Source organism: Bradyrhizobium sp. USDA 326, from assembly GCF_049739485.1.
Lineage (GTDB): Bacteria > Pseudomonadota > Alphaproteobacteria > Rhizobiales > Xanthobacteraceae > Bradyrhizobium.
In genome coordinates this window covers 2,746,119-2,766,355 of the sequence record NZ_JBMGQA010000001.1, presented here as the reverse complement: position 1 = coordinate 2,766,355, position 20,237 = coordinate 2,746,119, and the positions used below count along the sequence as shown (strand labels likewise).

Genomic DNA, 20,237 nt, shown 5'->3' with positions numbered 1-20,237 from the left:
CGGCACAACTCCGCAGACCAACTATACAGTCAGCCGCTCGCCATCGCTGCCGGCAATCGTCAGCCGCACCACGCTGCCCACCCGCTCGCCTGCAATCGCCACCGGCAGATAATGCTCCGTGCGGCCCTGCCCCTCGCTCTCGATCAGCACATTGCGCGTTGCGCCGACCTCGGCCTGCAGCCGCTTCCGCAGTGCGGCTTCACCGGCCGCACGCAACCGCTTCGCGCGTTCCTTGATGACCGATCCCGCAACCTGCGGCATTCGCGCGGCCGGCGTGCCGGGACGCGGCGAATAGGGAAAGACGTGGAGGAAGGTCAGGCCGCACTCCTCGACGAGGTCGAGCGAATGCGAGAACATCTCCTCCGTCTCGGTCGGAAAGCCTGCGATGATGTCGGCGCCGAAGGCGACGTCCGGGCGCAGGCGGCGGACCCGGTCGCAGAACGCGATCGCGTCATTGCGCGAATGCCGCCGCTTCATGCGCTTCAGGACCATGTCGTCGCCTGATTGCAGCGACAGATGCAGATGCGGCATCAGCCGCGAATCGCCGGCGATGGCATCGAGCAGATCGTCATCCGCCTCGATCGTATCGATCGAGGAGATGCGCAGGCGCTTCAACTCCGGCACGTGCCGCAAGATCTGCCTGGTCAGCATGCCGAGCTTCGGCGCGCCCGGCAGGTCGGTGCCGTAGCTGGTGAGGTCGACGCCGGTCAGCACGATCTCGGCATGGCCACGTTCGACCAGCGCGCGCACCTGCCCGACCACCGCGCCCATCGGCACCGAGCGCGAATTGCCGCGGCCAAACGGGATGATGCAGAAGGTGCAGCGATGATCGCAGCCGTTCTGCACCTGCACGAACACCCGCGGCAGGCCGCTCGCATAGCCGTCGACGAGATGCGGCGCCATCTCCTTCACCGTCATGATGTCGCTGACGGCGATCTTCTCGCTGGCGCCGACGTCGAATGCCGCGTGCGTCTCGCGCCACGCTTCACCGCGTATCTTGTCGTCATTGCCGACGACACGGTCGACCTCGGCCATGTCGGCGAACATCGCAGCTTGCGTCTGCGCGGCACAGCCGGTGACGACGATGCGCGCACCGGGCCGGTCGCGCTTCAATTTGCGGATCGACTGGCGCGCCTGCGCCACCGCCTCGTTGGTGACGGCGCAGCTGTTGATGACGATGGTGTCGGAAAGGCCAGCGTCCTCGGCTTTGCTGCGGATCACCTCGGCCTCGAACGCATTGAGGCGGCAGCCGAAGGTGACGACCTCGACGCCCATCACGTGGCCGGCGCAAACAGCGCCGGATCGAAGGTGCCCTCATATTCGAAGGTCGCCGTGCCGGTCATCAGCACGTGATCGTCGCGCTCGCGCCATTCGATGCCGAGCTTGCCGCCGGGCAGCGTGATCTCGACCTTGCGCTCCGCGCGCTTCAGCCGCGCCGCCGCGACCGCCGTCGCGCAGGCCGCCGACCCGCAGGCCCTGGTCAGGCCCGCACCGCGTTCCCAGGTGCGGATCGTGATGTGCTCGCGATCGACGACATGGGCGAGCGTGATGTTGGCGCGTTCCGGAAAGATCGGATGGTTTTCCAAGAGTGGACCGAAGCGGCCGAGATCATAGGCGTTGACGTCCTCGACCCAGAACACCGCATGCGGATTGCCCATGCTCACCACGGAGGGCGAATGCAGGATCGGATTGTCGATCGGCCCGATCTGCAACTCGATGTAGCGGGTGTCGCGAAACTCTTCCGCCAGTGGGATGTCCTGCCAGCCGAATTTTGGTACGCCCATATCCACGGTGTAGAGGTCGGCCGCTGGACCCTGCCAGGCATTGAGCAGGCCGGCGGCCGTCTCGAAGGTCGCGGTGGTCTGCCCGGTCTTCTCGAAGATGCGGCGCACGACGCAGCGCATGCCGTTGCCACAGGCCCCGGCCTCCGAGCCGTCATGATTGTAGATGCGGATGAAGGCCTCGGTGCCGTCCAGCCGCGGCTTCTGCAGCACCATGAGCTGGTCATAGGCGATGCCGCCTTGCGCAGACGCCACCGCCCGTGCATCGTCCGGCGTCACCCGGCCCGCGGAATCGCGCATGTCGACAACGACGATCTCGTTGCCGATGCCGTTCATCTTGGCAAATGCGTGGTTGGCCAGCGCGCTCATGAAAATTCCCGAATTTCGCCCGCCTTATATGGCAATCCTTGCCGGCTTGGCCAGTGATTTGCGGCCGCGGACCGGGACATAGGCCAAGGTGCCTGCCATGACGCATCTGTCATGGGACGAATTCGGCGGTCGCGTGTTAGAACGGCGCGGTTCGCGCGAACCGGGACGCGCGGCCAGGTTGAGGCCTTGGTGGGTAAGGCCTTGATGAATTTGGGCTTGGCGAATCCAGGCCTTGGGGAGAATAGAATGACCAGTTTTCGTCGTCTCGCTCTGGCCGCGCTGATCCCGGCAGCGGCCATGTCGATCGGCCTGTCCGGGGCTCCGGCACAGACATCCAGCCCGGCACCGGCCGCGTCGGCAAGCCCCGCGCCGCCGCCGTCGGCAGCACCTGCCCCAGCCGCAAGCGCTTCGCCAGCCCCGGCGGCAAGCCCGGCGCCGGCGGCCAGCGCTTCACCGTCCCCCGCCCCGACGGCCCCACCCCCGGCGGCCGCTGCGACGCCCGCCCCGGTGCAGACCGCCGATCCGTTCGGCCTCGAGACCACGCTCGAGGCCAGGAAGGTCGTCATGGTCAAGGGCACCGCGAATTGGGAGTCCGCCTTCGACACGCTGATCGACGCCTTCAAGGCCTTGAACACGCTGCTGGACAAGCAGGGCATCAAGCCGGCCGGCAATGCGATGATCGTCTACACCTCGACCGACGACACCGGCTTCACCTTCCTTGCCGAGATCCCGGTCGACCAGGATCCGAAGAACTTGTCCAAGGACATGAGCATCGGCAAATCGCCGGAGGGCAAAGCCCTGAAATTCGTCCATCGCGGCTCCTACGACAACATGGACAACACCTATGAGGCGATCACCAATCACCTCGACGACAAGAAGCTGGAAGCCAAGGACACCTTCATCGAGGAGTACCTCACCGATCCCCTGAAGACGGCCGAGGACAAGCTCGTGATCAATGTTTTCGTGCCGCTGAAGTGAGACCCATGAAAAAGCCTGCCCTGCTCGCCGCCGTTTTCGCCACCGCACTGCTGACGGCGCCCGCGCGCGCCGATGATTTTCCGTCCGCCATTTCGGTGAGCGGCGAAGCCACGATTTCCGCAGCCCCCGATCTCGCGCAGATCGATGCCGGCGTCGCCAACGATGCCAAGACGGCGAAGGAAGCTGCTGACGCCAACAACGCCGCGATGGGCAAGGTGCTGCTGGCGCTGAAGGGCGCAGGGATCGCCGAGAAGGACTACCAGACATCGCGCTTGTCGCTGCAGCCGCAATACGGCCAGAACAAATCCACCGGCGCCTCGCCCGTGGTCGGATTCCGCGCGAGCAACCGCGTCACCGTGAAGATTCGCGACGTGACCAAGGTTGCCGGCGTCATCGACACGCTGGTCAACGCCGGCGCCAACGATATCGGCAACATCTCCTTCGAGGTGACGCAGGCGTCGAAGCTGCTCGACGATGCCCGCGAGCAGGCGATCGCCGATGCGCGACGCAAGGCGGAGGTCTATGCCAGGGCCACCGGCGTGACGCTGGGCGCGCCGCTCAGCGTCACCGAGGGAGGCGGCCCGGTGCCGCTGTTCAAGGGCCGCATGGCGGCGCCCATGGCTGCAGCACCGCAGGCCGCGGTGGCACCCGGCGAGGAGACGCTGTCGGTGACGGTGAATGTGAGCTGGGCGATCAAGCCGGGACAGTAGGTCTCGTGTCCCGGACGCGCTGCGCCACGCAGTGACGCTGCGCAGAGCCGGGACCCAGCAGCAACACGATACAATGCAGCGACATGGGCCCCGGCTCAGCAGCGCATCACTGACGTGCTGCGCTGCGTCCCGGGCACGAGCTGTGCGTGTGGAGAGCTAAATCTCCACCACCTGTCCAGGCTTCATCGCCACGAACCGCTCCTGCGGAATCTTCGCGGCATCGAGCGCTTCCACCAAGGCTTTCGCCGGCGCGTCGATCGCTTCATCGGTCAACTGGAACGTGCCGTGATGATGCCCGAGCGCTTCCTGCGCGCCGCAATCGAGCAGCGCCTTCACGGCATCTTCCGGGTTCATGTGCTGGTCGCGCATGAACCAGCGCGGCTCGTAGGCGCCGATCGGGAGGATCGCGAGGCGCAACGGCCCGTGCTTATCGGCGACGCGGCGGAAATGCCTGCCGTCGCCATAGCCGGAATCGCAGACGACGTAGATCTTGCCGGCCGGCGTCTCCAGCACGAAGCTCGCCCACAGCGCCTTGTTGCGATCGAACATGCCGCGCGCCGTCCAGTGCCTCGTTGGCACCAGATGCACGGCGATGCCGCCGCCAAGCTCGACGCGGTCGTGCCAGTCGAAGGCCTCGACCTTGATCGTGGAATCGCGGCTGCGCATCGTCATGTCGTTGCCGAGCGGAGTGACCACGCGCGGAGCGAAATTCTTGGTGAGCCGCGACAGCGTCGCGATGTCCAGATGATCGTAGTGCCCGTGCGAGACCAGCACGACATCGATATTCGGCAGCTTCTCGAAGGCGATGCCGGGATCGTTGTGCCGCTTCGGTCCGGCCCAGGCGACGGGCGAGACCCGCATCGACCAGACCGGATCGACCAGGATGTTGAGACCGCCGGCCTGGATCAGCCAGCTGGCGTGGCCGACGAAGGAGAGCCGCACTTTGTCGCCCTCGATGCGCTCCGGCGGAATGTCGGCATGCGGGCTCGGCGCCCACTCCGGCCATTTCGCGCGCTGCCGCTTGCCGCCGAACTGCCAGCGCAGCACCTCGCGAAGCGATTTCGGCGACGCGCCGTCGGGGTCGAAGAAGTGCCGGCCGTTGAAATGGTCGGAGGCGGGGCCGTCATAGGTTTTCATGCGGAGATCCAGCGCGAGGACGCCGACCAGGGCACCGGCGCCGGCGAGCGGCCCCAAAAGTCGGGTGACCGGCAGGCTCGTAGGGGATAGTCGGGCGGCAAGACATTACCGGCTATATGGGCCGGGCTGGCAGAAAAGGAACCCATGGCCTTATCGAGGGCGCCCCGGCACCCTAACTTTCCTTGACTTTTGGGCGGGAGCGGCGTTTAACCCCGCCACTTTCTCGGAAAGGCTTTCTTTTCGACCCGCCGACTGGCCCTGGAGGCCAGAGGTCAACGCCCGACAGCGCTGTGCGCCCTCGGGCGCAAAGGTGTTTGGAAGATCGCTTTTTGGCGAGCAGGACAAAGGACAACGGCATTGTTCGACAATCTGTCGGAACGGCTTGGCGGCATTCTCGATCGTCTGACGGGGCGCGGTGCGCTGACCGAAAAGGACGTCGACGCCGCGATGCGCGAGGTGCGCCGCGCGCTGCTGGAGGCCGACGTCGCGCTCGAGGTGGTGCGCAGCTTCACCGAACGCGTCCGGGAGCAGGCGATCGGCGCCACCGTCGTCAAGTCGGTCACGCCGGGCCAGATGGTGGTCAAGATCGTCCATGACGAGTTGATCAATACGCTCGGCGCCGAAGGCCAGACCATCGACGTCAATTCCGTGCCGCCGGTGCCGATCATGATGGTCGGCCTGCAAGGCTCCGGCAAGACCACCACCACCGCAAAGCTCGCCCGCCGCCTGGTCCAGCGCGACAAGCGCAAGGTGCTGATGGCCTCGCTCGACGTCTATCGCCCGGCGGCGATGGAGCAGCTGGCCGTGCTCGGCCGCGATCTCGACATTCCGACCCTGCCAATCGTCGCCGGCCAGCAGCCGCCGCAGATCGCCAAGCGCGCGCTGGAAGCCGGCAAGCTCGGCGGCTACGACGTCGTGCTGCTCGACACCGCCGGCCGCACCACGCTCGACGAAGAGATGATGGCCGAGGCGGCCGCGATCAAAGCCGCGGCGAACCCGCATGAAGTGCTGCTGGTCGCGGACAGCCTCACCGGCCAGGACGCCGTAAATCTGGCGCGCTCGTTCGATGAGCGCGTCGGCCTCACCGGCATCGTGCTGACCCGCGTCGACGGCGACGGCCGCGGCGGCGCTGCGCTGTCGATGCGCGCGGTCACCGGCAAGCCGATCAAGCTGATCGGCACCGGTGAAAAGACCGACGCGCTGGAGGATTTCCATCCCGACCGTATCGCCGGGCGCATCCTCGGCATGGGCGACGTGGTGTCGCTGGTCGAGCGCGCCGCCGCCAACATCGACGCCGAGAAGGCCGCGCGCACCGCCGAGCGCATGCGCAAGGGCCAGTTCGACCTCAACGACATGCGCGAGCAGCTGCTGCAGATGTCCAGCATGGGCGGCATCAGCGGGCTGATGGGCATGATGCCCGGCATCTCCAAGATGAAGAGCCAGATCGCAGCGGCCGGCATCGACGACAAGATCCTGAAGCGCCAGGTCGCGATCATCGATTCCATGACGCGCGAGGAGCGCCGGCATCCGGATCTCTTGAAAGCGAGCCGCAAGAAGCGCATCGCCGCAGGCAGCGGCCAGAGCGTCGAGCACGTCAACAAGCTGCTCAAGATGCACCGGAACATGGCCGACGTGATGAAGGCCATGGGCTCGGGCAAGCGCGGCCCGCTCGCCGGCATCGCCCAGGCTATGGGCTTTGGCGGCGGCATGAAGATGCCCTCGCCCGAAGAAATGAAGGCGCTGCAGGAAAAGATGCAGAGTGGCGGCGGACAAGGTCTGCCCAACCTGCCGAAGGATCTGCCGGCCGGGCTTCGCCAGGGCCTGCCGAACCTTCCGGGACTGACCGGGCTGAGCGGCAAGCCGACACTGCCGGGTCTCGGCGGCTTCCCAGGCAAGAAGAAATGAGGAATTCGTCGCGAGGGCCGTAACTGGCCCGCGCGGCGCGAAAATACCAATCAACCGAACAAAAACGTACTTTGAAGGAGAACTGAATGTCCGTCGTTATCCGCCTCGCCCGCGCAGGCACCAAGAAGCGTCCCGTCTATCACGTCGTCGTCGCCGACTCGCGCTTTCCGCGCGATGGCCGCTTCATCGAGCGGCTCGGCTACTTCAATCCGCTGCTGCCGAAGGACAACGAGGCGCGCCTCAAGCTCGACATGGAGAAGGTGAAGGCCTGGGTCGCCAAGGGCGCGCAGCCGTCGGACCGCGTGGCGCGTTTCCTCGACGCTGCCGGCGTCAAGAAGCGCGAAGCGCGCAACAACCCGCAGAAGGCCGTGCCGCGCAAGGAGCGCAAGGCGCAGGCCGAAGCCGCCGCGAAGGCGTAAGGCTGGATCATGTCGGCGCTGGTCTGCGTCGCGCGGATCGGCGCCGCGCATGGTGTGCGCGGTGCGGTCAAATTGTGGACCTTCACCGAAGATCCCTTTGCCATCAGGCGCTACGGCCCGCTGCTGTCCAAGGACGGCAAGCGTCAGTTCGAGGTCGCAACGGCGCGCGAGGCGAAAGATCATCTGGTCGCGACGTTCAAGGGCGTCACGACCCGCGATGACGCCGAGCGCCTCAATGGCATCGAGCTCTATGTCGCGCGGGACAAGCTGCCCGCGACCGACGCGGACGAATATTACCACACCGACCTGATCGGGCTCGCCGCCGTCACCACCGACGGCGACGCGCTCGGCCGCGTCGTGGCCGTCCAGAACTTCGGCGCCGGCGACATCATCGAGATCGCGCCGCCCGAGGGCCCGACGCTGCTGCTGCCGTTCTCCAACGCGGTGGTGCCGGAGGTCGATCTCGCCAGCGGGCGCGTGGTGATCGCGCTGCCGCAGGAGATCGAGGGCGAGGAGAGCGACGACGAGGCATTCTCGCCAGGTCGCCCCCGCGAAAGCGGGGATCCATAACCACAGGCTGTGGTTTTTGGCTAAGCTGACTGCAATGACCAACCCCTCACCCTGGCGCGCGACCGTGCTGACGCTGTTTCCGGAGATGTTTCCGGGGCCGCTCGGCGTGAGCCTGGCCGGACGCGCGCTGGCCTCCGGGCTCTGGCAGCTCGAGGCGCGCGACATCCGCGCCTCCGCCACCGACCGCCACCGCAGCGTCGACGACACCCCGGCCGGCGGCGGCCCGGGCATGGTGCTGCGCGCGGACGTTCTGGCTGCCGCCATCGACGCGGCCGCGAGCGGCCCTGAGCGACCCCGCCTGCTCATGAGCCCGCGGGGTCGGCCACTGACTCAGGCCCGTGTCGTCGAACTCGCCAAGGGCCCCGGCCCCCTGATCGTCTGCGGGCGATTCGAGGGGGTGGACCAGCGGGTGATCGACGGACGGGGCCTCGAGGAGATCTCGATCGGCGACTACGTCCTGTCCGGGGGTGAAATCGCGGCCTTGGCCCTGATCGACGCCTGTGTCCGGCTCCTGCCGGGGGTGATGGGCAAGGAGGCCTCGGGAACCGAAGAAAGCTTTTCGGACGGGCTGCTCGAATACCCCCAATACACCCGCCCGCAGCTGTTCGAGGGGGTCCCGATCCCGGAAATCCTGACCTCGGGCGACCATGCCAAGGTTGCAGGCTGGCGGCGGGCGCAATCGGAGGCTCTGACGGCGGCCCGGCGGCCGGATTTGTGGGCGCAAGTGCCGACCCCCGTCCCGAATCGGGCCGGGCGCCAAAAAACGCCAAAAAGCAAGACAGACGGGTGACAAACGCTCCGGCTTGCCTTATAGGAGCGGCCACATCCGCAATGGCTGGATAGACGAATTTCGCGCAGCCCCCGTTTGAAAAGGCTGGGCGCGCCGATGGAGATTTACCCATGAACCTGATCAAGCAGCTCGAGCAAGAGCAATTCGACAAGCTGTCCGCCGGCAAGGACATCCCGGAATTCGGCCCCGGTGACACCGTGATCGTCAACGTGAAGGTCGTCGAAGGCGACCGCACCCGCGTGCAGGCCTATGAGGGCGTGTGCATCGGCCGTTCGGGCGGCGGCCTCAACGAGAGCTTCACCGTCCGTAAGATCTCCTATGGCGAGGGCGTCGAGCGCGTGTTCCCGGTGATGTCGCCGATGATCGACTCGATCAAGGTGGTGCGCCGCGGCAAGGTGCGTCGCGCCAAGCTCTATTACCTCCGCAATCTCCGCGGCAAGTCAGCCCGCATCGTCGAGAAGCAGGACCGCCAGGCCGCCGTCGGCGAGTAAGCTTCGCCCCACCAGGCAAGTTTTCAAAAGCGCGGGGCTCGGCTCCGCGCTTTTTTGTTGCGTCAGCCGTGCGCGTCAAAGCTCTCGCGCTTCCAATTCGGCCTGCTATATATCTCTAGAATGTTTCCAGATCTGACCAGACCCTCGCCCGTCAAGCGCATCGTCATCGACGATCGCTCGCGGCTGCCTGGCCGGTTCTTCGGACGCTTCGCGACCTCGGCAACGTCAGAGCTTACGCGCGCAGCCTAAAAGCTGCGCCGACGATTTTGTTGCCCGCGCGCCATCCGCGCTCATCGCTGATACACATTCTCCGGAGCTTAAGCTCATGTCCAAGCCGACCACATTGTACGACAAGATCTGGAACGACCATCTTGTGCACGAAGCCGAGGACGGCACCTGCCTGCTCTACATCGACCGTCACCTGGTGCACGAGGTGACCTCGCCGCAGGCGTTCGAAGGCCTGCGCGCCACGGGACGCAAGGTCCACGCGCCCGAGAAGACGCTCGCCGTCGTCGACCACAACGTGCCGACCACCGACCGCACCAAGCCGAATCCCGACCCCGAGAGCATCGAGCAGATCAAGGCGCTGGCCGAGAACGCCAAGGAATTCGGCGTCGAATATTACAACGAGTTCGACAGGCGCCAGGGCATCGTCCACGTCATCGGCCCCGAGCAGGGTTTTACGCTGCCCGGCACCACCATCGTCTGCGGTGACAGCCACACCTCGACGCATGGCGCGTTCGGCGCGCTCGCGCACGGCATCGGCACCTCCGAGGTCGAGCACGTGCTGGCGACGCAGACGCTGATCCAGAAGAAGGCGAAGAACATGCGGGTCACCGTCGACGGCAAATTGCCGGACGGCGTGACCGGCAAGGACATCATCCTCGCCATCATCGGCGAGATCGGCACCGCAGGCGGCACCGGCTACGTGCTGGAATATGCCGGCGAGGCGATCCGCGCGCTCTCGATGGAAGGCCGCATGACGGTCTGCAACATGTCGATCGAAGGCGGCGCGCGCGCCGGCCTGGTCGCGCCCGACCAGAAGGCCTACGACTTCCTGCGCGACCGGCCGAAGGCGCCGAAGGGCGCGGCCTGGGATGCTGCGATGCGCTATTGGGAGACGCTGCGCTCCGACGAGGGCGCGCATTTCGACCACGAGCTGCGCCTCGATGCGGCAAAGCTCCCGCCGATCGTGACCTGGGGCACTTCTCCCGAAGACGTGATCTCGGTCACCGGCATCGTGCCCGATCCCGACAAGATCGCGGACGAGGCCAAGCGCATCTCCAAGCATCGCGCGCTGAAATATATGGGCCTGACCGCCGGGACGAAGATCACAGACATCAAGCTCGACCGCGTCTTCATCGGCTCCTGCACCAACGGTCGCATCGAGGATTTGCGCGCGGCAGCGAAGATCGCCGAAGGCAAGACCGTTTCGGCGAACGTCAACGCCATGGTCGTGCCGGGTTCGGGCATCGTGAAGGAGCAGGCGGAAGCCGAGGGTCTGGACAAGATCTTCATCAAGGCCGGCTTCGAATGGCGCGAGCCGGGCTGCTCGATGTGCCTTGCCATGAATCCGGACAAGCTGAAGCCGGAAGAGCGCTGCGCCTCGACCTCGAACCGCAACTTCGAGGGCCGCCAGGGTTTCAAGGGCCGCACGCATCTGGTGTCGCCTGCGATGGCGGCGGCGGCGGCGATTGCCGGTCACTTCGTCGATGTCAGGGACTGGCGGTAAGCCAGTTCCTGCAATTGTAGCGATCGCGGCAAACCGCCCTTAATCGGCGGCGACGACAGTGTCCTCGCGACCGTTCGCGAGGACACGCCTCATGGCCAACAAGCCGGAATATGTCGATCTGATCAGCGAGGCCACGCGCCAGCACCGGCGGCGCGCAGCGCCGCTGCGCATCGTCGCCAAGCCTGAGGTCGAGGAGACCTCGAAGCTCAGCCGCTGGCCACCTGCGATGTTCAAGCAGTGGAAGGTCGAGAATTTGATGCGGTGGAAGTCAGCGTCATGGAAGCTGAAGGACTGGCTCTGAGAGCGCCATTATCCGCCGTCATTCCGGAGCGCCCGAAGGGCGAATTGCGGTGCGCAATTGCGCACCTGAGATCTGGCGCTTGCGCGCCATCCCGGAATGACGACTCTAGAGCGTTAGCCGATCAGGTTGCAAATAGCCGGCGGCGGCGAAGTAGTTTTTGGATTCAGTGGGCGTGTAGGTGTCGACGATGCGCCCGATCGCGTCCCAAAGGCCGCCGACGGTACGTTCGGCGGCCTTTCGCAAGTGCGCCTTGAGCTTGGCGAAGGCGTTCTCGATGGGATTGAGGTCGGGGCTGTACGGCGGGAGATAGAGGAGCGTGGCGCCGGCCGCCTCGATCATCTCGCGTATGCGTGGCCCTTTGTGGCTGGACAGATTGTCCATGATGACGATGGCGTGCTCGGGCAGCTCGGGGACGAGCACTTTTTCGACATAGGTCTCAAAGGCGTCGCGGTTGATGGGACCGTCGAGCACCCAGGGAGCGATGATGCCGTGCGTGGTGAGAGCAGCTACGCAGGTTGTCGTTTTCCAATGGCCGTGCGGAATGGCGGCGCGCAGGCGTTCGCCGCGCCGGCAGCGGCCATGTGTCCGCGCCATGTTGGTCGATGCCCAGGTCTCGTCAATGAAGACGAGGCGATCCCGGTCGAGCTTGTCCTGACGCTCGCGCCAAGCCTCGCGCCCCTTCAAGACATCCGGACGGTCCTGCTCTGCGGCATGGGCAGTCTTTTTTTGCGCGTGATCTTGTGACGCGCGAAGAAGCGGCGGATCGTGCCATAGCCGAAGGATAGGCCTTGTTTGCTCAAGCTATGCCGCAATTCCTCGATGGTAATATCGGGCGAAGCCTCGAGCAGAGCCATGATCGTCGCCTGATGGGCATCAATGCGGTGAGACTTGCGATCGCCCCCTTGAGCCCTCGGCAGGGCATCGCCTTGCTTGCGCTCACGCGTTCGCCAGCGGCTTACGCTCGCCGGACTGACGCCAAATCGCTCGGCAGCCTGCCGGCCTGAAACGCCCCCTTCAATACAGCCGAGAACGCGTTCACGAAGATCCATCGACAACGGTTTCGCCATGCCCGCCGGCCTCCAGTCCCCGGCAGACAGTTTGAATCATTAAACCGCTGATTTGGGAATCCCAAACGATTCAGTCAGGTAGGCTACCGCTCTAGCTCACGTCACCAATACCGATACGGATACTGCCAGCGCGGCCAGTGGCAGACGCGGCGCGGGCCGTAGTAAGTCCAGACGATCCGGCAGCGGCGCGGGTAGTGGTAATAGGGATAGTACCCGCCAACATAATAGCGCCGGTGGAAGTGACGATAACCGTAGTGCGGGCGATGATGGCCCCAGTGACGGTGGTAGCCATATCCGCCATGCCGAAAGCCGCCGTAGCGATAGGCTCCGACATGACGGTGATGAAAGGCCGGCGCGGCACGGAAGCCGCCGATATGGCCACCACGAAATCCACCGCCGTGGAAACCGCCGATATGTCGCCCGCCGCCATGGAAGCCGCCTCCGCGGAAACCTCCGCCGTGAAAGCCATGTCCACCATGCCCGCCGCCGTGGCGAATCTGCGTGACGAGATCGCCGGCCGCGGCCTTCGTTGCGGGTGACGTCGCCGGATTGATCAAGGTGAGCGCATCAGCGCGACGCGCGGTGCCGGCCGACAGCATCAGCGTCGCGGCGGCCGCAAGTCCGAGCAGGCGCATCGGGCTCGTCCCGAGGCCGAATATTCTCAGCATGGAATCCTCCCTGAATCTGGACAGCAGAGCTGCGGCGCGACGTCTCGGCCGCGCCATTGCTGTTCAATAACGGTCGCACCCTCGGGTAAACTGAGGAGAGCGAGGTGAACGCGCCATGAATGAACGACACTGCGCTCCGCGATGCGACGCAGTGCCGCGACGGGAGGAATTTTGCAGATGACTGTCTACGCCATTGCGCAATTGAAGATGACCGACCGCGCGGCCTATGACCGCTATCAGGCGCGGTTCTTCGACGTGTTCAGGAAGTACAACGGACGGCTGCTCGCCGCCGACGAACATCCGCGCGTGCTCGAAGGCGCATGGCCGCATGACAAGCTCGTCATGATGTCGTTTCCCGACGAGGCCTCGTTCCTCGCCTTCTCGAACTCGCCGGAGTACGAGGACATCTCGCGTGATCGCAAGGCCGGCGCAAAGGCGACCGTGCTGCTGGTCAAGGGATTTGCGCCCGCGGGCTAGCGGTTCACCAGAACGGCCCGTAGCCGAACACGAAGGGCGCGGGCACGCCATAGGGATAGGGACGGTAGTAGACGGGCCGCGCGTAGTAGCGCGGATCACGGCGTACGGCAGGCCGCACGATGTCATGCGTGCGCGCCGGCCGTCGTGCATCGAAAACCGCGATTCCCGCCGAGGCCTCCGGCTTCGTCGCCCTGTGCGCCGCGGAAGCGCGGGGCAGGCCCGCAGCAAGCGCGACGGCAACGGCGCATATAACCCATCTCGCCATGATGACCCCGTGAGGCTTCCGCGCTGCGCGCTCGTGTTGAACCGGCGTTAGCCCGGGCGCCAGTAGCAACTCACGCGCGGCACGATCACGGTGCCGCTCGGCCGGTATTCCTGCACATAGGTCGCGTTGCACACGCGGACCGCATTCGGACCCGGATTGTAGCGCGGATAGACGCCGTCGGGGCTGTAATAGGGCGTGACACGCAGGCGGGCGGGGTGGCGCTTGCGCGGCGGGGGGATGTCATCAGGCGCGGCCGTCTGCGCGAGCCTCACCCCGGGGGCCACCGTCTGGGCCTCCGCGCCGACACAAAACTGCGAAAACAACCCCATGCACAGTAGCGTCAGCGCTGTTTTTGCTCGCATTTTTTTTCGCCCACCTGAAACGTCCCATTCAAGGCCCACGCTCCCCGTTTTGGCGGCGGCCGTCAACCTCACCCGCTTATAAAGCCACACGCATCGCCAAGGAACCCGCGCCGGCCCCCGTTTCGATGGAATTGAAACGAGCTCCGGATTTCTTGCTCCGACGCATTTTCTTCACGCGAACCAGTATCCACTTCGCTCCAAAACGCTTTAGAAGAAGCCCATGTGGACGGAATTGAAAGCGCCCTCGCTGGCCGAGATGGAAGCAACGGCGCACGACATCTTCGAGGGGCTGCCGGCGGAATTTCGCGGGCTGTGCGAGGGCGTCATCATCCGCGTCGACGACTTCCCCACCGAGGAGGTCCTGAACGAGATGGAATGCGAGAGCGAGTTCGACCTGCTCGGGCTGTTCCAGGGCGTCGGCCTGCCGCAACAGAGCCTCGGCGACGTGGCGCGGCTGCCCAACATGGTCTGGCTCTACCGCCGTCCGATCCTGGATTACTGGGCCGAGCACGACGAAAGCCTCGGCCACATCGTCCGCCACGTTCTGATCCACGAGATCGGCCACCATTTTGGCCTGTCGGACGACGATATGGAGGCCATTGAGGCCAAGGCGGAGTAGATCTGCCGAATTTGGCCTAGGATTTGGCCTCCGATCGCGATAAATACCGGCTTCCCTGAACCAGAAAGCGCAACCATGGACAAGTTCACCACGCTGGAAGGCGTCGCGGCGCCGCTGAAGATCATCAATGTCGACACCGACATGATCATTCCGAAGCAGTACCTCAAGACCATCAAGCGCACTGGCCTTGGCAAGGGGCTCTTCTCCGAGCAGCGCTACAAGGACGACGGCAGCGAGAACCCCGATTTCGTCCTCAACCAGCCCGCCTATCGCAATGCGAAGGTGCTGGTGGCCGGCGACAATTTCGGCTGCGGCTCGAGCCGCGAGCACGCGCCCTGGGCACTGCTCGACTTCGGCATCCGCTGCGTGATCTCGACCTCGTTCGGCGACATCTTCTACAACAACTGCTTCAAGAACGGCATTCTGCCGATCCGCGTCTCGCAGGAAGACCTCGACAAGCTGTTCGACGATGCCGAGCGCGGCGCCAATGCTACGCTGACGATCGACCTGCCGAACCAGGAGATCCGCGGCCCCGACGGCGGCAAGGTCAAGTTCGAGATCGATCCGTTCCGCAAGCACTGCCTGATCAACGGCCTCGACGATATCGGCCTCACCATGGAGAAGAAGGCCTCGATCGACAGCTACGAGGAGAAGCTCAAGCGCGAGCGCGCCTGGGCCTGATCTCATATTTCCTGAGCATGACCTTTCCGGAAAACCGCCGCACACTTTTCCGGATCATGCTCTGGTTTTCGTTCGAGCCCTGGTGCGTCATCCGCGCCGGGGCTTTTTCTTTGCTCCGGTTATCCCGTATAGCTTTTCCTCATGCTGCCCGAGATCGTCACCTTCTGGCATGGCCCGATGGACGCGCTGCGCCGGACCTGTCTTCGCTCACAGCTCGCTGCGGGCCACAAGGTCACGGTCTACAGCTTTGATCCCATTCCCGGCCTGCCGGCTGGCATCGAGAATGCCGAGGCCGAGGCAATCCTGCCGCACGCGTTCTCCGAACGCTTGCGACCGCCGCAGCCGGACGGCAGCTGGCGCGACTGGACCACGCTGCAGTTCAGCGACTTCTTCCGCATGAAACTGATGGCGAAGAATCTCGGCCTCTGGCTCGATGCCGACGTGCTGCTCCTGAAGCCCGTCGAGATCGATCCGGCAAAGCCCTACTTCGCCTGGGAGCGGCGGCGCCAGCTCGGCAACTCCGTGATCTATCTTCCGCCCGGGCACGGCATCGTGCGCGCATTCGAGGAACTGATGGAGCAGGAGGAGCTGACGCCGAACTGGCTGTCGCTGCGCCACCGCATCACCTTCATCATGCGCCGCCTGCGCGGCGGATCGAGCCGCCTCTCGGATATTCGCGTCGCGATCTACGGCCCTGCCGCGCTGACCGCGCTCGCGCGCCGCACCGGCGAGTTGCAGAACGCACTCCCGAAGCAGTCGTTCTACGCCGTGCATGCCGAGCCGAAACTTTTCTTCGATCCTTCGAGCTATCTCGGCCTCGTCACCAGCCCCGAGATCATCGGCCTGCACATCTCGCCCAAGGGCCGCGGCGGCGAAAAGCCGCTTCCGGGCAGCCTGTATGCCTGGGCGGCGGAGCGATTCGGCTAAGCGTGCGCCCATGTCCCGGACGCGGTACAGCGCGTAGCGGTGCGCCGCAGAGCCGGACCCAGAGATGCGGCGAGATGGGTCCGGCTCTGCGCAGCAGCGTACCGGACGATGCTTCGCATCGCCGGGAACGCTGCAGCGCGTCCGGGACACGAGATCGATCTCCGGGGGCTTCTCCCAGTTTGATCCAGCGCAACGCGCTCCTGCACCATTGTGCTTAATTCACTCCAGTTTCCGACGTCCGAATGGAGCTTTCCATGCGCACCGCAAGCAAGCCATATCCCATCGTTCAGGACCTCATCGAGTCCTTTGCGAGCTGGCTGAAGCATCGCCGCGAGATGAACGAGATGCGGCAGCTCGATCGCGCCGATTTCGACCGGATCGCGAATGATCTCAGGATCGCGCCAGATGATCTCGAAGAGCTGGTCCGTCACGGCCGGCACGCCGCCGACGAACTCCCGAAGATGCTGGAGCAGCTCGGCATCAGCGCCGAGCGGCTCGGGCGGGCGCAGCCCCTGCTGCTGCGCGACATGGAGCGGACCTGTTCGCTCTGCAAACACAAGGGAGAATGCGACCGCGATCTCACTGAAGGCACCGCCGCGGAGAACTATCACGGCTATTGCGCCAACGCCTCGACGCTGGAGTCGCTCGATCGCGCCGACCTCGCGCCGCGCTGAGTTGCACCTCGCGCGAGGTCACCTGCCGGCCACGAAATAAAAATCCTGCCGTCCGGAGATCGAGCCGTAGCTGAACGGCTTTTGCCTGCGGCCAGTCGCCTCCATGACGTCGTCACGAACGAAATCGAACAGCCTGCGGACCTCGAGACCCGGCGTCGGGAGATTCTTGACGAAGGCGGTCGCGAACGGACTGTTGATCCCGTCGCCGTCGAGCGCGGTCTCGCCGTCCTTGGCGGCATAGACCACCAGCGTGCCAGCCTCCGGCTCGACCGGGGCGAGACCTCGCGACACGGAACGCGACGCCACCGTCATCGTGCGCTTCATTTGGGCCGCGAACGGATTGTCGCGGCAGGCATCGAGAATGACGAGACGCAGCTTCCTGGCGCGCTCCGCCGCATTGAGAACCTGATCGACCGGCACGGCTTCGAATCCGATCTCGCGATCCGCCGCGATCCTCGCATCGGTCGGAATGAGATAATTGACTCCGCCGACCTCTATGCCGTGTCCGGCATAATACACGACCGCCCAATCCGCCGTCTCCGCGCGTGCTGCAAACTCGCGCAAGGCATTCACCAGCGCATCCTTGCGAAGATCGGTCCGCAGAGTGACGGCTTCGAACCCGGTGAGCCTCAGCACATCGGCGACGAGGCTTGCATCGCGGACGGGGTTCGGCAGTGCGGCCACGTTCTCATAAGCCGAGTTGCCGATGACGAGGGCGATACGGCGATCACCGTTCGCAACCCCGGGCGCCACGACAGCCGGAGGGACGCCGGCTTTCTCGACCAGGATCGTAGCTGGCTGCGGTGAAGGCAGGGCGGAGAGCCGCTCACGCGCCTTGTCCAGAGCCCATCTTGTGGCGCTCTGGGTCAGTCCGAGCGTGGCGTTGAAGTCGGCCCTTGCTTTGACGAAATCGCCGCGCTTCTCGTAGGCGAGCCCGCGATTGACATAGGCATTCGCATAGGTGGGATCAACGCGTATCGTTTCAGTGTAGTCGGCGATGGCGCGGTCGGTGTCGCCTTTAATACCGTAGGCGTTGCCACGATTGAAATACGCGTTCGCATTCGCGGGCTGTAGGCGCACCGCTTCGGTATAATCGGCAATGGCCCGATCGGTGTTGCCCTTGTTGCTGTAGGCGTTGCCTCGGTTGTAGTAGGCATTCGCATACGCGGGATCGTGCCGAATCGTCGCCGTGTAGTCCGCGATGGCCCGGTCCGTGTCGCCCTTGTTGCTGTAGGCGTTGCCCCGGTTGTAGTGGGCGTTCGCATAAGCCGGATCAAGCCGGATCGCCGCGCTGTAGTCGGCTATGGCGCGGTCATTGTCGCCGTTGGCCGCATAGGCATTGCCCCGGTTGTAGTACGCATTCGCGTCCTTGGGATCTCGCCGTATGGCCTCCGATGCGGCGGCAATGGCAGCGCTCGCCTCGCCTTTGGGGCGGTCGTTGGCGGCAGCCGGGGCAGCAAGGATAAGAAGTGCGAGGCAGTAGAATAATTTGCGCAGCATACGAAAGCCCACTCGCCATATCAAGGACGGGAAGCACTATTCAAACAACGCAAATTTATCGGAGCAATCAGCCGGACTGTGTGATCTAAGTTACAGGAATCCTGGCGCACCAGGCGAGCGGCTTATCGTTACTGACGGGAAATCCGCCCCAGGCGGACATCCGCCGCCCGGACCTCTCTTCAGCCCTTCCCCAGCGCGGCGATCGCGTCCGCGATCTCGATGGTGCGGCGGGCCATGTCGGCGTGCAGGCGCTCCACCATGGCGCCGTCGAGGCGGATCGCGCCGCGCGAGGCGTTCTCGGGCAGCTCGAACGCGGCGATGATCTTGCGGGCGCGCGCGACTTCCTCTTCGGGCGGCGTGAAGATCGCGTTGCAGGCGTCGATCTGCGCGGGGTGGATCAGCGTCTTGCCGTCGAAGCCGAGATCGCGGCCTTGCGCGCATTCGGTGGCAAAGCCGTCGGAATTGGCGATGTCGCTGTAGGGGCCGTCGAGGATTTCGAGGCCGTGGGCGCGCGTCGCCAGGATGCAGTGAGTGATCATCGGGATCATCGCGGCGCGTCCCGGCAGCATCCGGATCCGCGTCTCGCGCGAGATGTCGTTCGGGCCGAACACGAAGCCGGAGAGGCGCCGCGACGGATCGCGCCCGGCGGCGGCGAGTTCCTCGGCATGCAGCACCGCGCGCGCGGTCTCGATCATGGCCCAGACCTTCACGGTCGGCGCGGCGCCGAGCTCGGCGAGGCGGCGCCGATGGCGTCGAGATCCTCGATGCTTGAAACTTTTGGAACCAGGATGCCGTCGGGCGATGCCTTGGCGGCCATCGCGATGTCGTCGGCCCACCATTGGCTGTCGAGGCCGTTGGTCCGGATCAAAATCTCGCGCTTGCCAAAACCCTTGGCCGCGATCGCCGCGGCAATGCCGTCACGCGCCGCCGCCTTGGCCTCGGGGGCGACCGAGTCTTCCAGATCGAGGATCAGGCCGTCCGCGGCAAGATTGCGCGCCTTCTCCAGCGCGCGGGGATTGGAGCCGGGCATGAACAGGTGGCTGCGGCGCGGGCGGGTCATGCTGGCGTTCCTTCCTCGTCTGTCGTCCGACATCAGCCGATAGCACCTGGCCTGCCCATTCGAAAGGCTTGTTCGCTCCTGCGGTCTATGATTAGGCATAGGTATGATGACATTCCCGAAGCATTTGCTGGAAGGCTACAAAGCCTTCGCCACCCAGCGGCTGCCAACCGAGCAGACCCGCTATCGCGATCTGTCGGTGAAGGGGCAGTCGCCGGAAGTGATGGTGATCGGCTGCTGCGACAGCCGCGTCTCGCCGGAGGTGATCTTCGACGTCGGCCCCGGCGAATTGTTCGTGGTCCGCAACATCGCCAACCTCGTGCCGGTGTATCAGCCCGACGGCGCCGCCCATGGCGTCTCGGCCGCGCTGGAATATGCCGTGACGGTGCTGAAGGTGAAGCACATCGTCATCCTCGGCCACGCGCAATGCGGCGGCATACGCGCCTTCGTCGACAAGATCGAGCCGCTCACGCCCGGCGACTTCATCGGCAAATGGATGCAGATGTTCATCAAGCCGGGCGAAGTGGTCGAGCAGCGCCAGCACGAGAGCATGGCGCAGTTCGTCGAGCGGATCGAGAAGGCCGCCGTGTTCCGCAGCCTGGAAAACCTGATGACCTTCCCGTTCGTGCGCAAGGCTGTGGAGAGCGGCCAGATGCAGACGCACGGCGCCTATTTCGGCGTCGCGGAGGGATCGCTGTTCGTGCTGGATAAGGCGACGAAGGAATTCAAGAAGGCAAATGGCGAATAGCAAATGGCG

23 protein-coding genes and 1 pseudogene are annotated in these 20,237 nt (G+C 65.0%); 15 read left to right on the top strand and 9 right to left on the bottom strand.

Features of this window, described 5'->3' with window-relative positions:
* Positions 1-21 precede the first annotated feature (21 nt).
* The gene (gene mtaB / locus ABIG06_RS13225; RefSeq protein WP_370136982.1) at positions 22-1,275 is read right to left on the bottom strand and encodes a tRNA (N(6)-L-threonylcarbamoyladenosine(37)-C(2))-methylthiotransferase MtaB; all 1,254 of its coding nucleotides are present in this window, start codon (positions 1,273-1,275) and stop codon (positions 22-24) included.
* Positions 1,275-2,150, bottom strand: a complete 876-nt coding sequence (dapF, locus tag ABIG06_RS13220; protein WP_370136980.1) for a diaminopimelate epimerase — start codon at positions 2,148-2,150, stop codon at positions 1,275-1,277. The genes mtaB and dapF overlap by 1 nt, the downstream gene beginning before the upstream one ends.
* A 246-nt stretch (positions 2,151-2,396) precedes the next feature.
* Here dapF and ABIG06_RS13215 point away from each other — a divergent pair, with 246 nt between their 5' ends.
* Both ABIG06_RS13215 and ABIG06_RS13210 read left to right on the top strand, forming a co-directional pair.
* Positions 2,397-3,128 carry a GyrI-like domain-containing protein gene (locus ABIG06_RS13215; protein WP_370136978.1) on the top strand — a complete coding sequence of 244 codons (732 nt, stop codon included), beginning with the start codon at positions 2,397-2,399 and terminating at the stop codon, positions 3,126-3,128.
* Between the two features lie 5 nt (positions 3,129-3,133).
* Entirely contained in the window at positions 3,134-3,838 is a 705-nt protein-coding gene (locus tag ABIG06_RS13210) for an SIMPL domain-containing protein (RefSeq protein ID WP_199752436.1), read from the top strand.
* 156 nt (positions 3,839-3,994) lie between these two features.
* On the opposite strand, the gene ABIG06_RS13205 is transcribed toward ABIG06_RS13210, so the two are convergent.
* Positions 3,995-4,975: an MBL fold metallo-hydrolase gene (locus ABIG06_RS13205; RefSeq protein ID WP_370136977.1), complete on the bottom strand. Its 981-nt coding sequence runs from the start codon at positions 4,973-4,975 to the stop codon at positions 3,995-3,997.
* A 357-nt stretch (positions 4,976-5,332) separates the two neighbouring features.
* On the opposite strand from ABIG06_RS13205, the gene ffh reads away from it, so the two are divergent.
* The 7 genes from ffh to ABIG06_RS13170 all read left to right on the top strand — a co-directional run bounded on the left by ffh (position 5,333) and on the right by ABIG06_RS13170 (position 11,183).
* Positions 5,333-6,880, top strand: a complete 1,548-nt coding sequence (gene ffh / locus ABIG06_RS13200; protein WP_370136975.1) for a signal recognition particle protein — start codon at positions 5,333-5,335, stop codon at positions 6,878-6,880.
* Between the two features lie 86 nt (positions 6,881-6,966).
* Positions 6,967-7,299, top strand: a complete 333-nt coding sequence (gene rpsP, locus ABIG06_RS13195; protein ID WP_035702960.1) for a 30S ribosomal protein S16 — start codon at positions 6,967-6,969, stop codon at positions 7,297-7,299.
* Between the two features lie 9 nt (positions 7,300-7,308).
* Positions 7,309-7,869 carry a ribosome maturation factor RimM gene (gene rimM, locus ABIG06_RS13190; RefSeq protein WP_370136973.1) on the top strand — a complete coding sequence of 187 codons (561 nt, stop codon included), beginning with the start codon at positions 7,309-7,311 and terminating at the stop codon, positions 7,867-7,869.
* Positions 7,870-7,903: 34 nt separating this feature from the next.
* On the top strand, positions 7,904-8,659 hold the full coding sequence (trmD, locus tag ABIG06_RS13185; RefSeq protein ID WP_370136971.1) for a tRNA (guanosine(37)-N1)-methyltransferase TrmD: 756 nt from the start codon (positions 7,904-7,906) through the stop codon (positions 8,657-8,659).
* Between the two features lie 110 nt (positions 8,660-8,769).
* Positions 8,770-9,150, top strand: a complete 381-nt coding sequence (gene rplS / locus ABIG06_RS13180; protein WP_011083318.1) for a 50S ribosomal protein L19 — start codon at positions 8,770-8,772, stop codon at positions 9,148-9,150.
* A gap of 325 nt (positions 9,151-9,475) precedes the next feature.
* Entirely contained in the window at positions 9,476-10,882 is a 1,407-nt protein-coding gene (gene leuC, locus ABIG06_RS13175; protein WP_370136969.1) for a 3-isopropylmalate dehydratase large subunit, read from the top strand.
* 91 nt (positions 10,883-10,973) lie between these two features.
* Complete coding sequence (locus ABIG06_RS13170) at positions 10,974-11,183, top strand: hypothetical protein (RefSeq protein WP_124163768.1); 210 nt, start codon at positions 10,974-10,976, stop codon at positions 11,181-11,183.
* 105 nt (positions 11,184-11,288) lie between these two features.
* On the opposite strand, the gene ABIG06_RS13165 is transcribed toward ABIG06_RS13170, so the two are convergent.
* Positions 11,289-12,250 (bottom strand): IS630 family transposase gene (locus tag ABIG06_RS13165; protein ID WP_370134972.1). Its coding sequence is split into 2 segments (ribosomal slippage): positions 11,289-11,914 and positions 11,914-12,250, totalling 963 coding nucleotides; the frame shifts between segments, so codons are not numbered across the junction.
* A 101-nt stretch (positions 12,251-12,351) separates the two neighbouring features.
* Entirely contained in the window at positions 12,352-12,918 is a 567-nt protein-coding gene (locus ABIG06_RS13160; protein WP_370136968.1) for a hypothetical protein, read from the bottom strand.
* Positions 12,919-13,095: 177 nt separating this feature from the next.
* On the opposite strand from ABIG06_RS13160, the gene ABIG06_RS13155 reads away from it, so the two are divergent.
* Positions 13,096-13,395, top strand: a complete 300-nt coding sequence (locus ABIG06_RS13155; protein ID WP_370136966.1) for a DUF1330 domain-containing protein — start codon at positions 13,096-13,098, stop codon at positions 13,393-13,395.
* 4 nt (positions 13,396-13,399) lie between these two features.
* Here the strand turns inward: ABIG06_RS13155 and ABIG06_RS13150 are convergent, their stop codons facing one another.
* On the bottom strand, positions 13,400-13,660 hold the full coding sequence (locus ABIG06_RS13150; protein WP_370136965.1) for a hypothetical protein: 261 nt from the start codon (positions 13,658-13,660) through the stop codon (positions 13,400-13,402).
* A gap of 47 nt (positions 13,661-13,707) precedes the next feature.
* Positions 13,708-13,989: a hypothetical protein gene (locus tag ABIG06_RS13145; protein WP_370140835.1), complete on the bottom strand. Its 282-nt coding sequence runs from the start codon at positions 13,987-13,989 to the stop codon at positions 13,708-13,710.
* A gap of 253 nt (positions 13,990-14,242) precedes the next feature.
* Here ABIG06_RS13145 and ABIG06_RS13140 point away from each other — a divergent pair, with 253 nt between their 5' ends.
* The 4 genes from ABIG06_RS13140 to ABIG06_RS13125 all read left to right on the top strand — a co-directional run bounded on the left by ABIG06_RS13140 (position 14,243) and on the right by ABIG06_RS13125 (position 16,923).
* Positions 14,243-14,641: a metallopeptidase family protein gene (locus tag ABIG06_RS13140; RefSeq protein WP_370136964.1), complete on the top strand. Its 399-nt coding sequence runs from the start codon at positions 14,243-14,245 to the stop codon at positions 14,639-14,641.
* A 75-nt stretch (positions 14,642-14,716) separates the two neighbouring features.
* Positions 14,717-15,322: a 3-isopropylmalate dehydratase small subunit gene (gene leuD, locus ABIG06_RS13135; RefSeq protein WP_061880161.1), complete on the top strand. Its 606-nt coding sequence runs from the start codon at positions 14,717-14,719 to the stop codon at positions 15,320-15,322.
* Positions 15,323-15,463: 141 nt separating this feature from the next.
* On the top strand, positions 15,464-16,249 hold the full coding sequence (locus ABIG06_RS13130; RefSeq protein ID WP_424578295.1) for a hypothetical protein: 786 nt from the start codon (positions 15,464-15,466) through the stop codon (positions 16,247-16,249).
* 254 nt (positions 16,250-16,503) lie between these two features.
* Positions 16,504-16,923, top strand: a complete 420-nt coding sequence (locus ABIG06_RS13125) for a DUF6455 family protein (RefSeq protein ID WP_370136961.1) — start codon at positions 16,504-16,506, stop codon at positions 16,921-16,923.
* An 18-nt stretch (positions 16,924-16,941) separates the two neighbouring features.
* On the opposite strand, the gene ABIG06_RS13120 is transcribed toward ABIG06_RS13125, so the two are convergent.
* The gene (locus ABIG06_RS13120) at positions 16,942-18,423 is read right to left on the bottom strand and encodes a tetratricopeptide repeat protein (RefSeq protein WP_370136959.1); all 1,482 of its coding nucleotides are present in this window, start codon (positions 18,421-18,423) and stop codon (positions 16,942-16,944) included.
* A 179-nt stretch (positions 18,424-18,602) separates the two neighbouring features.
* Positions 18,603-19,483 (bottom strand): annotated as a pseudogene (locus ABIG06_RS13115) (HpcH/HpaI aldolase/citrate lyase family protein).
* 103 nt (positions 19,484-19,586) lie between these two features.
* On the opposite strand from ABIG06_RS13115, the gene ABIG06_RS13110 reads away from it, so the two are divergent.
* Positions 19,587-20,228 carry a carbonic anhydrase gene (locus tag ABIG06_RS13110; RefSeq protein ID WP_124163778.1) on the top strand — a complete coding sequence of 214 codons (642 nt, stop codon included), beginning with the start codon at positions 19,587-19,589 and terminating at the stop codon, positions 20,226-20,228.
* The last annotated feature ends 9 nt before the right edge of the window (positions 20,229-20,237 follow it).